This window comes from Bradyrhizobium genosp. SA-4 str. CB756 (assembly GCF_000473125.1).
In the GTDB taxonomy this organism is placed as follows: Bacteria; Pseudomonadota; Alphaproteobacteria; order Rhizobiales; family Xanthobacteraceae; genus Bradyrhizobium; species Bradyrhizobium arachidis.
Genome location: NZ_KI421499.1, coordinates 4,397,969 through 4,412,091 on the forward strand (window position 1 = coordinate 4,397,969; position 14,123 = coordinate 4,412,091).

The 14,123-nt window shown below is 64.1% G+C and carries 14 protein-coding genes; 2 read left to right on the forward strand and 12 right to left on the reverse strand.

Annotated elements, in window-relative coordinates:
- Positions 1-4: 4 nt before the first annotated feature.
- From BRAGE_RS0121610 to BRAGE_RS0121640, 7 genes are all read right to left on the reverse strand, one after another.
- Positions 5-1,042 (reverse strand): tagatose 1,6-diphosphate aldolase, encoded by a 1,038-nt coding sequence (locus BRAGE_RS0121610; RefSeq protein WP_027559091.1) that lies wholly within the window; start codon positions 1,040-1,042, stop codon positions 5-7.
- Complete coding sequence (locus BRAGE_RS0121615; protein WP_027559090.1) at positions 1,039-1,998, reverse strand: sugar kinase; 960 nt, start codon at positions 1,996-1,998, stop codon at positions 1,039-1,041. The genes BRAGE_RS0121610 and BRAGE_RS0121615 overlap by 4 nt, the downstream gene beginning before the upstream one ends.
- Positions 1,995-3,068, reverse strand: a complete 1,074-nt coding sequence (locus BRAGE_RS0121620; protein ID WP_027559089.1) for an ABC transporter ATP-binding protein — start codon at positions 3,066-3,068, stop codon at positions 1,995-1,997. Before BRAGE_RS0121620 ends, BRAGE_RS0121615 begins: the two co-directional genes overlap by 4 nt.
- A 6-nt stretch (positions 3,069-3,074) precedes the next feature.
- The gene (locus BRAGE_RS0121625) at positions 3,075-4,079 is read right to left on the reverse strand and encodes a zinc-dependent alcohol dehydrogenase family protein (RefSeq protein WP_027559088.1); all 1,005 of its coding nucleotides are present in this window, start codon (positions 4,077-4,079) and stop codon (positions 3,075-3,077) included.
- Positions 4,080-4,086: 7 nt separating this feature from the next.
- A complete protein-coding gene (locus BRAGE_RS0121630) occupies positions 4,087-4,914 on the reverse strand; it encodes a carbohydrate ABC transporter permease (protein WP_027559087.1) in 828 nt (275 codons plus the stop codon).
- Positions 4,915-4,918: 4 nt separating this feature from the next.
- Positions 4,919-5,806 (reverse strand): carbohydrate ABC transporter permease, encoded by an 888-nt coding sequence (locus tag BRAGE_RS0121635; protein ID WP_035729952.1) that lies wholly within the window; start codon positions 5,804-5,806, stop codon positions 4,919-4,921.
- Positions 5,807-5,867: 61 nt separating this feature from the next.
- On the reverse strand, positions 5,868-7,166 hold the full coding sequence (locus tag BRAGE_RS0121640; protein ID WP_027559085.1) for an ABC transporter substrate-binding protein: 1,299 nt from the start codon (positions 7,164-7,166) through the stop codon (positions 5,868-5,870).
- 190 nt (positions 7,167-7,356) lie between these two features.
- Here BRAGE_RS0121640 and BRAGE_RS0121645 point away from each other — a divergent pair, with 190 nt between their 5' ends.
- Both BRAGE_RS0121645 and BRAGE_RS0121650 read left to right on the forward strand, forming a co-directional pair.
- Complete coding sequence (locus BRAGE_RS0121645; protein WP_027559084.1) at positions 7,357-8,397, forward strand: LacI family DNA-binding transcriptional regulator; 1,041 nt, start codon at positions 7,357-7,359, stop codon at positions 8,395-8,397.
- A 10-nt stretch (positions 8,398-8,407) separates the two neighbouring features.
- Positions 8,408-9,142: an SDR family NAD(P)-dependent oxidoreductase gene (locus tag BRAGE_RS0121650; protein WP_027559083.1), complete on the forward strand. Its 735-nt coding sequence runs from the start codon at positions 8,408-8,410 to the stop codon at positions 9,140-9,142.
- Between the two features lies 1 nt (position 9,143).
- Here BRAGE_RS0121650 and BRAGE_RS0121655 read toward each other — a convergent pair whose 3' ends face one another.
- Genes BRAGE_RS0121655 through BRAGE_RS0121675 form a run of 5 tightly spaced genes read right to left on the reverse strand, consistent with a single transcriptional unit; the run spans position 9,144 to position 14,030 of the window.
- Complete coding sequence (locus tag BRAGE_RS0121655; RefSeq protein ID WP_027559082.1) at positions 9,144-10,589, reverse strand: GntP family permease; 1,446 nt, start codon at positions 10,587-10,589, stop codon at positions 9,144-9,146.
- Positions 10,590-10,635: 46 nt separating this feature from the next.
- Positions 10,636-11,652: an urea transporter gene (gene yut / locus BRAGE_RS0121660; RefSeq protein WP_028146337.1), complete on the reverse strand. Its 1,017-nt coding sequence runs from the start codon at positions 11,650-11,652 to the stop codon at positions 10,636-10,638.
- Between the two features lie 47 nt (positions 11,653-11,699).
- Positions 11,700-12,650 carry an urease accessory protein UreD gene (locus tag BRAGE_RS0121665; protein WP_027559081.1) on the reverse strand — a complete coding sequence of 317 codons (951 nt, stop codon included), beginning with the start codon at positions 12,648-12,650 and terminating at the stop codon, positions 11,700-11,702.
- Entirely contained in the window at positions 12,647-13,291 is a 645-nt protein-coding gene (ureG, locus tag BRAGE_RS0121670) for an urease accessory protein UreG (protein ID WP_027559080.1), read from the reverse strand. Before ureG ends, BRAGE_RS0121665 begins: the two co-directional genes overlap by 4 nt.
- Before the next feature lie 19 nt (positions 13,292-13,310).
- Positions 13,311-14,030: an urease accessory protein UreF gene (locus tag BRAGE_RS0121675; RefSeq protein ID WP_027559079.1), complete on the reverse strand. Its 720-nt coding sequence runs from the start codon at positions 14,028-14,030 to the stop codon at positions 13,311-13,313.
- Between the last annotated feature and the right edge of the window lie 93 nt (positions 14,031-14,123).

Sequence of the window (14,123 nt, forward strand, 5' to 3'; positions counted from 1 at the left end):
CATCTTAGTAGGCGCGCGCGAAGTCACCTTCCTGCTTGATATCGCTGAATACCGGAAAGCGCGCCTTCCAGGGCGTGCCCTTGGCCGTGGTCAGTTGGTTGAGCCGCTCCAGCACGCCGAGGCCATCCTTGCGCAGGCTTGCGGAGACCGCCGCGCGGTCTGGAAAATTCTTCAGGACGGCATCGAGCCAGATGGTGCGGCCTGCCAGGAATCCGCTTGCGCCCGCGGCATAGGAGTAGTCGAGCACACGCTCGAACTTTTCGGGCGCGGCACCGCCCGACAGCAGCACCCAGGGGATGCTCCGCTCGCGGCAGATATCGCCGATCGCATCGAACTCCTTTTGCGCGGCCTTGGCCTCCGCGCTGCCGTCGCGGGCCGGCAGGCCGTTGGCTGCCAGCGGGCTCTCCAGCTTGAGAAGATCGACGTTGTATTCGGGTTTGGCGAACTCGCGCACACTGTCGATGACGAGCTGAGGAAGCTTGCCGGGCGATTCCACGTAATCGGCCGTGTGATTGGCACTGCCGAGGAACGGATAGACCAGCAACTCGAGCACGTAGGGAATGTCGTGGCGGGCGCAGTCATCGCCGATCTCCCGCACGAACTTCTTCTGATGCTCGTTCACCGCGGCATCGGCGTCCGGCCGGTACCAGGCCAGCACCTTGACAGCGTCACCGCCCATGGCTCGGATCTTTTCCACGCTCCAATTGGTGATGGCGCGCGACTTGCGGCCACTCGCGGTCTCCTCGACGCGATGCTCTTCCAGAGTCATGATCAGGCCGCAGCGCGGCGGCAACAGATCGATCGCAGCAGGCACGGCAAAGTTCGGGTCGAACAGCATCGAGCTGCAATGGGGCGCGAGGTTCTCGACGAGAAGGCGCTTGGCCGCCGTGACGTCGGAATATTCGACCTGATCCCGCGTGATGCCCTTTGCTTTCGCGATGGCGTCGAACAGTGGCGGCCGCTGATCCAGCGCGACCATGCGAAAGTGGCCATCCGCGTCAGCAAGCCGTGCCAGGCCGCGGTTCTTTCCAATCGTTCTCATGGCTTCGTCCTCATGAATACAAGACACTCGTTGATGGCAGGGATTCCATTGCGGCCGCCGGCGTGGCGGCATTTCATGGCGGCCGTGGCCGCCGAAAAAGTCATGGCAGCGCGTATGTCGAGACCGGCGCCGATCGCCAGCGCATAGGCGCCATGGAAGACGTCGCCCGCGCCAGTAGTGTCGACGACGTCGACGGCATAGGCGGCCTGCCGGTGCAGCTGGCCGTTCTCGTACCAGCTGACACCGCCCTCGCCGCGCGTGACCGCGATGACCCGGCAACCGAAGCGCGCAAGCGCTGCAAGAGATTCATCTTTGGCCGAGCCGGCAAAGGCGGCGAGCGCGGGCTCGGAGAAGATCGCGTGGTCGGTCGACGGCAGCAGCCGCTCGAACACCTCGGCATCGGCCATGTCGCCGTCAAGCACCGTCGGGATGCCGCGCGCTCGCGCCTCACGGAACAGCGTCGCCGCGCCTTCGACCCAGCGCGGATCCGCCAGCACGGACGATGCGCGCGCAACGGCTTCGAGTGGAAGCCAGTCTGCGGCCTCCGGAAAGAGGCCACGGAAATTGACGATCTGCCGCTCGCCGCTGCTGTCGACGATGATCCCGGAGACCGACGAACGACCATCGGGAAACAGCCGGAAATTCTCGACATCGACGCCTTCAGCGATGAAAGCCGACTTCATTTCTTTGCCGGCGGCATCATTCCCTGCCCGCCCCCAGAACGCGACAGACGCGCCGAGCTTTGCCACTGCCACACTCGCATTGGCGGCCATGCCGCCGCCAAGCGTGCCGTATTCGAGGGCCTTGATCTTCTCGCTTCCACCCGCGAACGGCCGATCGACGCGCCAGACCTGGTCGAGCGCGGACAGGCCGAGGCAGATCACGTGCACGGGCCTCGCCCTGGACGCGACGTCCGCCAGCGCGGAGAGATCACCAATGTTGGCCGACGCGCTCACCGCAGGACCAGTCCCCTGGCAGAGTCAAACAGATGCGTCTTGCCCGGCTGCGGACGCAGATTGATGCGATCGCCGACCTTCGGCCGCAGCGCCGGATCGACCCGCGCAATGGCGGAGCCGCCGGCGAGATCGAAATGGATCAGCGTATCCGAGCCGAGCGGCTCGACCAGCTTGACGTTGATGGCGATACCATCGGCAGCATCGGTAGCGACGGCAAAATGTTCGGGGCGAATGCCCAGCACGGCGTTGCCGGCCTTACTCAGGTTGCTCGCGGTCTCGCCGTCCAGCGGCACCACCGTTCCACCTTGCGAAAGGATCGCACGCTCCTGACGCCACTCGACCGGGAAGAAGTTCATCGCGGGCGAGCCGATGAAGCCGGCGACGAACTGGTTAGCCGGCCGCTCATAGACCGCCTCGGGCGTATCGTATTGCTGGATCGTGCCGCTCTGGAGCACCACGATCCGGTCGGCCATCGTCATGGCTTCGATCTGATCATGGGTGACGAAGACCATGGTGGTCTTCAGCTCCTGCGACAGCGCCTTGATCTCGGCGCGCACCTGCCCGCGCAGCTTGGCGTCGAGATTGGACAGCGGCTCGTCGAACAGGAAGGCCTTGGGGTTACGCACGATGGCGCGCCCCATGGCGACGCGCTGGCGCTGGCCGCCGGAGAGCTCCTTCGGCTTACGGTCGAGATAAGGCTCGATGTGCAGCAACGCGGCGGCACGTTTCACCCGGGCGTCGATCTCCGCTTTCGGCGTGCCGCGCAGCTCCAGCGCAAACGACATGTTGTCGTAGACTTTCATGTGCGGATAGAGCGCGTAGTCCTGGAACACCATGGCGATATCGCGCTGCGCGGCCTGCACGCCGTTGACGCGCTTGTCGCCGATATAGAGGTCGCCTGACGAGATCGGCTCCAGGCCGGCGATGATACGCAGCAAGGTCGATTTGCCGCAGCCAGACGGGCCGACGAACACGACGAACTCGTGGTCCGCGATCTCCAGATTGAGATCGGGGATCACAGTGAAATTGCCGTAGCGTTTGGTGAGATTTCGGATCGAGATCGAGGCCATGATCGCTCAGTCCAGCGCCAGCACGGGCTTGATCAGCTCGCCCTTGGCGAACCGGGCGAAATTCTCGGGCAGAGCCAACAGGCCGAACTCGCCATCGACCAGGACGCGGTATTCATCCTTGTACTTGCGCAGCAGCTCGACATTCGGCTCGAAATCCGAGACCGGGAAATAGAAGGTCCGGATCATATAGAAATCCTTGCGACGGAAGACCTTGCCTTCCTCGATGGTCCAGGGCGCGGCGTTCTCGCCGACCAGCACCAGCGCGCCGCGCGGCAGAACCAGCTCGATGCCGAGATTGCGCGCCGCATGGGCGCCGGAGCATTCCATAATGAGGGCGAAGCGCTTGGAGGTATCGCCGACCGGGTGCGCCTTCGCGCCGAAGGACTGCGCGATCTTCAACCGCGCCGCGTTGGGATCGGCGACGTAGATATCGCCATAGCCGAGCGCGCGGAGCGCCAGCACCACGCCGAGGCCGACCGGCCCCGCCCCCATGACGAGGACCGGACCTGCCTCACTCGCTGGCACCACGCGACTGACGAAGCGCACGGCGTGCCCCGACGTGCCGATGGTGTCGAGCAGCAGCGGCGCGAGGCTGTCCTCGATATCGTCAGGCACCGGCAGCAGGCAGTTTTCGGGCACCGGAACGTATTCGGCATAGCCGCCTGGCCTGTTCCAGCCGATCAGGCTCGAGACTTCCAGGCACATCTGGGTGTCCCCGCGCTTGCAGGCCGCGCAGTGGTCGCAATGAAGCGGGATATAAACGGCGCAGCGGCGGCCATGCAGCCGGTGACCAGGCTGCTCGACGACGCCAAAAATCTCGTGGCCCGCGGTGAACTCGGCGCCCTTGTGCCAGAGCTTGAAGTCCGAGCCGCACAGCGCGGTGCGCGAGACCCGCACCAGCACCTCGCCGGTGCCGACTTCGGGCATCGCAACACGCTCGATGGTGATGCGGTCGTTGCCGTGGAAGACCGCGGCCTGCATGATCGAATTCGGACGGGGCGATACGTTCATCAGATACCTAGCCTTTCACCGCGCCGAGCGTCAGTCCGGACACCAGCCAGCGCTGAACCAGGGCGGCGAGCACAAGCGGCGGCAATGCGATCAGCGTCGCCGCGGCCATGAGGGCGCCCCATTGCGTCGAGCCTTCGCCGATGAAGTTGAAGGCCGCCGCGATCAGCGTCTTGGTGTCGCCATTGGAGAGCACCAGCGCAAACAGGAAGTAGTTCCAAGAGAAGACGAAGGCGAGGATCGCGGAGACAGCCACGCCGGAAGCCACCAGCGGCAGCGCGATGCGCCAGAGGATGCGCGTGACGCTGCATCCGTCGACCTGCGCCGCCTCGAACACGCTGCGTGGTATGCCGTCGAACGACGGCAGCAAGACCCAGATCACGATCGGCAGCGTGATCACGGCATGGCTGAGGATCAGCGCGGTGTACGAGCCGATCATGCCGATTTGCCGGAACATGACGTACCACGGCAGCAGGAACAGAGTGCCCGGCGCCATGCGCGCTGCGAGCGTCAGGATCGCCGGCCATGAGATGCGCGTCCAGGAGACGGCGAAAGCGGCCGGAATTCCAAACAGCAGGCCGAGCGCGGTCGAGCCGACCGTGACGATCAGGCTGTTGAGTGCGTAGCTGAGGAACGGCGTGGTCTTGGTCAGCTCGACATAGTTCTCCAGCGTCGGCGTGAAGATCAGCGTCGGCGGATAGGCGGTGACCTCGAACGACGGCTTGAACGAGGACAGGACCATCCAGATCGTCGGCGCCATGATGAGCACGCCGGCAAGCACGAGCTGCAGCGTGTTGAGCCAGCGGATCCAGCGATCGGTGGTGGCTGCGTCGGTCATGAGGTCACCACGCCACGGCGCCGCGCAGGCGGTTGAAGGCGAGCACGGCGCCGAACACGATCGCCGTCAGCGTCAGCATCAGGGCGCTGGCATAGCCGATGTTGAAGAATTCGAAACCGACCCGGAAGCCGTAGATGTTGAGCGTGTTGGAAGCGTTACCGGGGCCGCCTTGGGTGGTGATGTAGATGATGTCGAAGAAGCGCAGCAGATCGACGCTGCGCAGGATCGCCGCGGTGACGATGGTCGGCAGCAGCAGCGGCAGCGTGATGCGCTGGAACGTCTTGAACGGCGATGCGCCGTCGATCTGCGCGGCCTCGTAGACGCTCGGCGGCAGCGACTGCAGCCCGCCCAGTACGATCAGCGCGACGTAAGGCGTCCACTGCCAGCTGTCGATCAGCGCCACGGTCGGAATGACCCATGTCGGCGAGGCCAGCCAGTCCGATGGCGGCAGGCCGAGCGATCGCAGGATATAGTTGGCGGCGCCCAGCGACGGATCGAGGATGACCAGCCACATCATGCCCGCCACCACCGGCGGCATCATGAAGGGCGAGATGAACAGCGAACGCACGATGCCCGGCAGGCGCTTGGCGTGGAACAGCACCAGCGCCAGCCAGACGCCGAAGACGAGCTGGAGCACCAGCGACAGCACATAAAGCGCGATGGTGACCCACAGCCCGTGCCAGAACTCGTAGTCCGAGATCAACTTCGAATAATTGGCGAGGCCCGCGAACGACTGCTTGCCGGTCGAGGAGAACGTCTGGAAGCCGAGCCAGATCGTGTAGAGGACCGGAAACGCGATCATCGCGACCGTGAAGATCACGGCCGGTGCCGAAAGCGCCGCCATCTCCAGCTTCTGCCGGTCCTGCGTCAGTGTCGCAGCCGTGTCCGACATGCGTTGGTGTCCTCGATCGAGTTAGGTGCCGGCAGGCAGCTTGCCTGCCGGCATGAGGCCGTTAATTCAGTGCGATCAGCGCATCGAGCGCCTTGTCGGCATCCGCGCAGGCCTGGTCGATCGGCTTCTGCTTCAGGATCAGGTCCTGCACCGCCTGCCCGATGAACTCGCGCGATTGCGGATTGGCGACGATGGGATAGCCGACTTCGGACGAACCCTTGGTGGCGAGCACGTCGAGCGCGGCCTGCCATTCCTTCCGCACCGGCTCCTCGTCGATCCACTTGCGATACTCGGGATCGTTGGCGACGGACGGGCGCGGCGGCGCGATGCCCTGGAGCGCCATCTTCTTCTGCACCTCGGGGCTGGTCGCCCATTGCACGAAGTACCAGGCCGCATCCGGCTGCTTGCTGTGCGAGGACACTGCCATGCCCCAGCCGATCGTGGTCGGCACCTGGCCGGCATCGCCCGCCGGGAACGGCAGCAGGCCGGTGTCCTTCAGGCGCGCACCGCCTTCCATCACCGTGCGCAGTTCATTCGAGGATTCGAACGCCATTGCGGCGCGGCCGCCGCGATAGAGCGCCGAAATCTGCTGGAAGCTGTAGTTGACGACGCCCGGCGGTCCGAAGTCGCGCAGCAGCCGGCTATAGGTGTCAAGCGCCTCCTTGCCCTTGGCCGAACAGAGGTTCGACTTGCCGTTGGCGATGTATGTGCCGCCGATATTGTGCAGCAGGTTGCTGAAGGTGTAGGCGACCGCCGGCTTGAGGCCGCGCGAGACGAACGGCGTCACCGTGCTATCGCAGGTCTTGATCTTCTCGGCCGCAGCCTCGACGTCCTTGATCGTCTTCGGCGCATCGAGGCCGCACTTCTTGAAGATGTCGGTGCGATAATAGAAGATCGGCCCTTCGAGATTCATGGGCATGCTGGTGAGCTTACCGTTGAAGGTCGCGGCCTTGAGCAGGGCCTGGCTCAGCCCGCTCGGATCATAGTCCTTGGCGACCTCGTTCTTGGCCATTGTCGTGAGATCAGCGTACCATCCGGCCGCCGCGAACTGCTCGCCCTCGCGCGAAGGCAGCGTCATGAACACGTCGACCTCGTCGCTGTTCGCATTCATGACGGTGACCAGACGCTGGCGCATCTGCTGTTCCTGATAACCGTCGACCTTCAGGGTCATGCCGGTCAGCTTCTCGAAATCAGCCTTGTAGGTCAGCAGCGCCTGCGAGACAGGATTATTGTTGGCGAGAAAGGTGACGGTCTTGCCCTTGAACTTCATCCAGTCGAAATCGGCGGCGCGCGCCTGCGCGCTGACGGCAATCGCGAGAACGGGCAACGCGACATGCGTCGCGAGCATCCTGGCCTTCATCGAACTCTCCTCCCGGCTGGCCGCCTTAAGCTGGCGGACCATTTTGAACACGTTTGAGCACCACTGAAAACGGTTACAAAATAAACCTCACATTCGCCCTGTCAAGCATGGACAAGCTGCACAATCCACGGCAGATTTGCGACATTATCGCTACCGAGCGGCTCCCTACGCAAGATGTAACGTTACATTCATGAGACTGACCAACGCCAAGTCTGTGAAGCAGGGCATCCGCGCCGTGGCGGCCCGCGCCGGCGTCTCGACGGCATCGGTCTCGCGCGCCCTCAACAATCCCAACGCGGTGAGCCCGTCCTTACGCGCGCGCATCGAGCAGGCCATCGACGCGCTCGGCTACATTCCGCATGCGCCGGCACGGATCCTCTCATCGCGCCGCTCGCGCACGCTCGGCGCGATCGTGCCGACCATCGACAACACGATGTTCGCGCGCGGCATTGCCTCGCTTCAGCAATATCTGTCCTCGGTCGGATACATGCTGTTCCTCACCACCAGCGGATATGATCTCGAGGTCGAATTACAGCAGGCGCGCAATCTGATCAGCCGCGGTGTCGACGGGCTCGTGCTGCGCGGCGATTGCCATCACGACGGATTGCGAAAACTGCTCGCCGACAATGCGGTGCCCTTCATCAATGTCGGCATCTATCAGCCTGACCGGCCCTACCCTTGCGTCGGCACCGACAATGAGGCCGCAGCCCATCGCGCCGCCGCGCATGTCATCGAGCTCGGCCATCGCCGGATCGGGATCGTCTCGGCGCTCCAGCGCAACAATGACCGCGCCAGCGCCCGCGTCGCCGGCTTCCGCCGCGCGCTCGCCGAGAACGGCCTCGAGCTTCCCCCGCAATGGCATGTCGAGGTGCCCTATACGCTCGACGACGCCCGCGAGGCGGCCCGCTATCTCCTCAACCTCAAGGACCGCCCGACGGCCGTGGTCTGCGGCAACGACGTCATCGCCTATGGCGTGCTACTCGAGGCGGAGCGCGACGGGTTCTCGGTGCCGCGCGATCTGTCGGTCGTCGGCTTCGACGATCTCGACTGGAGCCGCCATTTGCGGCCGAGCCTGACCACGATCCACGTCCCGACCGGAGAAACCTGGCAGCGTGCGGGCGAATATCTGGTCCGAAGCCTCGCCGGCGAGCAGACCATCATGCACCGCGAGATCGACTTCTCGCTGGTGGTCCGTGAATCGACCGCTCCTCCTCCGAAATCCCTGAAGTGAGACACGCGCGATGAATTCCAACTTCTCTCTCGCACCCGGCTTTCATGCCGTCGTGATCGGCGGCGCCGGCGACATCGGCGCTGCGATTAGCAACCAGTTTTGCGACCTCGGCGCGACTGTCACGGCAACCGGTGCCAACGATACCGATCTTGCCCGCACCCTGCTCAAGCCACGCGCGGGCCTCACGCTCGCGACGCTGGATGTCACCGATGATGCCGCCGTCATGTCATTCGCCCGCCAGCACAAGCGCGTCGACGCGCTGGTCAATTGCGCCGGCATTCTTGCACGCGACAAGGAATTCGAGATCGAGACTTTCATGAAGGTGCTCGACGTCAATCTCACCGGCACGTTCCGGACCTGCATGGCATTCCGTCCGCTGCTCGCGGAGAGCAAGGGTTCGATCGTCAACATCGCCTCGATGAATGCGACGCTGGCGCTGCCGCGCATCCCTGCCTATTGCGCCAGCAAGGGCGGCGTCGTGATGTTGACCAAGGCACTCGCCCTCAAATGGGCCGAGGAAGCTATCCGCGTCAATGCGGTGGCACCCGGCTACATCGAAACCGCGATCAACGCCGCCGGCCGCACCGATCGCGCACATTATCAACGCATCGCCGACCGCACTGCCTTCAAGCGCTGGGGACAACCAGAGGACATTGCCGGCGCAGTCGCATTCCTCTGCATGCCGGCGTCGCAATATGCGACGGGTACGGTGGTCGCGGTGGACGGCGGATTCCTTGCGGGATGAGTTAGAACGATCCGAACATCGACCCCAGGATCAGGACGGCAACGAGCGCGATGATGCAGCTGACGATCACGGTCATCACCATGTCGAGATAGCTTTCACGGTGGGTGAGACCACTGATCTGCAACAGCAGGAGCACGGTGCCGTTGTGGGGAAGCGCGTCCAGTGTACCGGCGCTCATCGTCGTGATGCGATGCATCAATTCCGGAGCGAGGTGGTGCTCGGCCGCGAGGCGCATGAAGTCGTCGCCGAACGCGTTGAGGACGATGGCCATGCCGCCGGACGCGGTCCCGGTCAACCCCGCCAGGACATTCATCGAGACGGCCAGCGAGACGAGCGGTCCGCCCTGAATCGAGAAGACCGCGTCGCGAACCGTCGCAAATGCCGGTAGTGCGGCCACGACTGCGCCGAAGCCGACAAGACTCGCGATCATCAGCATCGGCAACGCCGCGGAATTCGCTCCGGCGTCGAGACTTTCGCGCACGGAGGGCAAGCGTCGCAGGTTGACGAGAAGGACGGTCAGGTTTGCCGCAACGAGCGCTACGATGACTGACCAGACGCCGGACACGGCCCCGATGGTCGTGCCGCCCCACTGCTCCTCCGATAGAAACGAAAAATCGAGTCGCGGGAACACCACAAGCGACATCAGGAAATTCGTGCCAATGACAACGACCAGGGGCAGCACGGCGAGCGCGAAGCTAGGCCCACTTTCGGCTGGCTTGCCATGCGGCAGCTCGGCCGGATCGAAGTCGCCTGCGGGCGCCGCCTGCTCGCGAACCATCTCGCTGACGACCGGCGCGACATCGACCCCGCCGCCGTACCCCTCGCCGGCCTTGAGTGCAGCCGCCTCGGCCCGACGTAGCCACCACATTCCGAAGACGAAAATGATAATCGACGCGATAATACTGAGGCCGGGAGCCGCGAAGGTGGTGGTGCCGAAGTACGGCATCGGAATGGCGTTGTTGACTGAGGGCGTTCCGGGCATCACCGACATCGTGAACGTGAATGCACCGAGCCCGATCGTTGCCGGCAACAGACGGCGCGGCAGGTCCGCGGCCCGGAACATCTCGTGCGCCATCGGCACCAGCACGAAGAATGCGACGAACACGCTCACGCCGCCGTAGGTCACGATCGCCGAGGCGATCACCACCGCCAATATCGTGCGGCTGGTTCCCAGCCGTTTCGTCAGACCTCGCGCGATGGCGCTGATCGAGCCGCTGTCCCCCATCAGCTTGCCGAACAGGCCACCCAGCATGAACATGGGAAACCATTGCGCGACGAACCGCGCCGCCCCGCTCATGAATGTTTGCGTCCATTGCGCCAGCAACGGTTCGCCCGAGAATGCGGCCGCGATGAGCGCCGCCAGCGGAGAGACCAGCAGCACGCTGACGCCCCGGTACGCGAGCCACATCAGCAGCGCTAGTCCGACCAACACCCCAAGCAATCCCATGGTGCACCTTCCAGCAATTTCGGAGCGATGATCGCCGCGTTGCGGATCAAGCTCCTGCGACAGGCTTTTCGACGTCGTTGGCGACAGGAGCGACCGTCTCCAACCGCTGTCGCGGCAGCAGGAACAGCCACGTCACCAGGACAAAGGGCGCCGTAAGCGCCGGGATGGCAAACGGGGTCAACGCCACGTTCAGGGCTGCCTGAGCGATCACCGTGAACACCGTCGCAAGGGCTGCGTAGGCCACGACGCGCCAGCTCGGCCGATAAAAGACGGTCCCAAGCGCGATCGCCGTCAGAACCGGACTGAACCCAAGCAGGCCACCGGTGATCAGGTCGCTCTCGGCGCCGAAAAGATGGGCCGTCAGCACAGCCAAGACCGCTCCCCCGAGCGCGAAGGCGGCTGCTGCGAGGGAGCTCACAGCAAGCCCCGCAAGCAGGAGCAGCGCTGAGATGCCGCTGCCTTTCAGAAATACCTGGGAGATGCTCAGGACCACGCCATTGCCGAGGTCGATCAGCTGGAGCGGGTTCGCCTTGTAGGGTTGGAAGGCGGTCACGACTGCGCCGGACGGCAGCGCCGTTCCCGCAAGGCCGGAAAACCCATACGTAGCCAGCAAGAGCAGCCACGTCGTGAGCACGAACGGAAATGTGAGCGCGCCTCCCCAAGGCTTGACGACGTTCGTGGTGGCAAGCATCACGACCACGGAGACGGCCGCCCCCAAGATCACATACACCCAAAGCAGCGGTCCGGGCGCCAGGAACGTTGCCAGCGCAAGGCCGACGAGAATGCCGTTGAAGCCATAGAGACCGGAATGAAGCGGCTCGCTTTCGACGTGAAGCCATAGCGCCGTCAGGTTCGAGACGATAACCGCGAGCACGCCGGCGATCGCGACCTGGGGTGTGCCGGCAGCGTAGGAGCCCCAGGCGATCGCGGCGAGGAAGAGCGCCCCGCTCAGCGGATTATCCTGGAACATGACCTGTCCAATGCCGCGCAGATTGGTGTCCAGGAACCGCAACGCGCCTGACGACACCGAGAGGCTTTCCCAGTTGGCCAAGATCTTTTCCATTGCTGCCTCCTCGAACCCGTCGGCCGGCAAGCCGTCGGCAGCGCTTGCTACCGCCACAAATACGGCGGCGGCAGCGCGGCACCGACGACCTCTTCGCGGACTATCCCCCAGAATTCGCGTACCTTGGCCTTTACCTGCGCCGTTTCCCGGCCGAGCACCTTGAAGATCAGACCGGCCTCATTGGGCAGGCGACACGCGCCGAAGGCGATCCCGTCCGCGAGGTCGACCGCAGCCTGCATGCGTTCGTGGATGCGCTCCGCCCTCTCCATGGGCGTGCACAGGATCACGTTGGCGAGTACGTCGAAGGAATTCATTACACCCGTCTGCCGCATCTCATAACGCTGCGGCTCGATCACCAGCTTCTCCGCGAACAGGGATCGGCCATCGGGCCGCGCAGCCGAGGTCGATATCGACAACACGGTTGCGCCAAAGCACTCGTCGGGATGATGGTGCTTGCGGCCGGGCTGAATGATTTCCGAGAACAGCAAGGTCGCCGACGGCGCGACGCAGATCTGCGTATCGCTGAGAAACCGCGAGTGCCGGTGCGGAATCACGGGATCCGGGAGAAACTCCAGATAGGCACCGTCGGCGAGCGTGATCGTCTGGCTTTGCGCCGCGTAGTTGGCGTCCATCGCATGAATCTTGGTGGCCGACTGCGACGTCAAATGAACCTGCGCAGCCGGACCAAGGCTTACGTCGAGACCGAGCCGGTCGCCCTGCAACACGCAGCCGGTGGTGGTGATGAGGAACACGCTCGCCAAGCCTGGGATCGCTTCATCGCAGTACAGCGGCCGCTGCACCATATAGGGCGCGCGGCGTTGCAAATCGGTCAGGATGGTCTGGCCAGAACGCCGTTCGAAGCCCAGGCGCAGGAACCCCGTCTTTCCGACAGTGCCGCTGCGCATCTGCGGCGGCTCGTCCTGAAAGGACGCAAACTCGGGCATCGATGCGCCGAGCGCTTCGGCCCGGGACCAGGGATGGAACGCTGCCGGTATCATGCCGACCGCCGTGCGCGCGGATTGATGTCGAACAGGAACTCCCGCTCGATCAGCCCCACCAGCTCCGGAATGCCCTCGCCTGTCTTGCAGTTGGTGAACAGGAACGGCTTTGCGCCGCGCATCAGCTGCGAATCCCGTCTCATCACCTCGAGGCTGGCTCCGACATGAGGGGCAAGATCGGTCTTGTTGATGACCAGGATATCGGAATAAGTGATCCCGGGGCCGTTCTTGCGAGGGATCTTGTCGCCCGCGGCGACATCGATCACATAGATGAAATAGTCCACCAAGGCGGGCGAGAACGTCAGGGTCAGATTGTCCCCTCCGCTCTCGATCAGCACGACGTCGCTGTCGGGGAAGCGCCGCTCCATATCCTCGACCGCGGCAAGATTCATGCTCGGATCTTCGCGCACGGCGGTGTGCGGACAGGCGCCCGTCTCCACGCCAATGATGCGCTCATGCAGCAGAATGCCCTTGAGCGTCCGCTGAACGTGCTTGGCGTCCTCGGTCGTCACCACGTCATTGGTGATGATGAGCACCTTGATGCCGAGATCGAGTAGCCGCGGCGTGATGGCTTCGACGATCGCGGTCTTTCCCGACCCCACCGGGCCGCCAATACCGATGCGCGTGATACTCTTCGACATGACGAGGCTCCATTCGACGTCAGTTCATGAACAGGCGCACATGCGCGCGGGTATGGACAGCGGCCAGAATTTCCGTGAGGGGCGCAAAGCCGGCCATATCCGACAGCCGGGCCGTCGCGGCGACCGCGTACATCGCTTCCGCCTGTCCGGTGAGCTCGTAGAGAATCCTCTGCGTTTCGATGTGGCTGATCTTCATCAGCCGCAGGGCCGCACCGAGGATCGTTGTCGCCACTCCATACTGGTGCACAACGAACGCCTGATAAGCGGGCAACTCCTGCACCGCGAAATTGATCGCCAACGCGATCGGGTAGCAGCCCGGAGTGACCGCTTTCGCAATGCATTCACGCCAGGTGCAAAGCAGCGGCGCGCCGACCACCTCGACACCCATGTCAGTGAACTTCCGGCCCATGCGAACCGACATCACCCGCGCTTCGCCCGAGAGCTTGCGCGCATAGACCTGCGCGTCGATGTGCGCGAGGGTCTCGATGTCTCCGGCGAGGGCCGCGCGATGCGCAGCGATCAGTGCGACGCAGTCACCGCGCGCCGCTTGCTCCAGTGCCGTCCGCGCAAAGGCTCGCAGAGTGGCCACGTCAGTGACGACGCCTTCCTGAACGGCGGATTCCAGTCCGGACGAAAACGAGAACGCGCCGACGGGAAACATCGAGTCGCCAAACTGGAGCAGCCGCGAGAGCCACGCGGAACTCCTCGTTGCGCCCGCATTATCATTTGCGGTGATCACGTGCGGAGCCGGCCGTTACCGGCGAGATTCGTTGATGTGGAGCTGGAGTCGGATGAGCGTGGACGTGCGCCGGCGAGTGTCCGTTGACCTGCC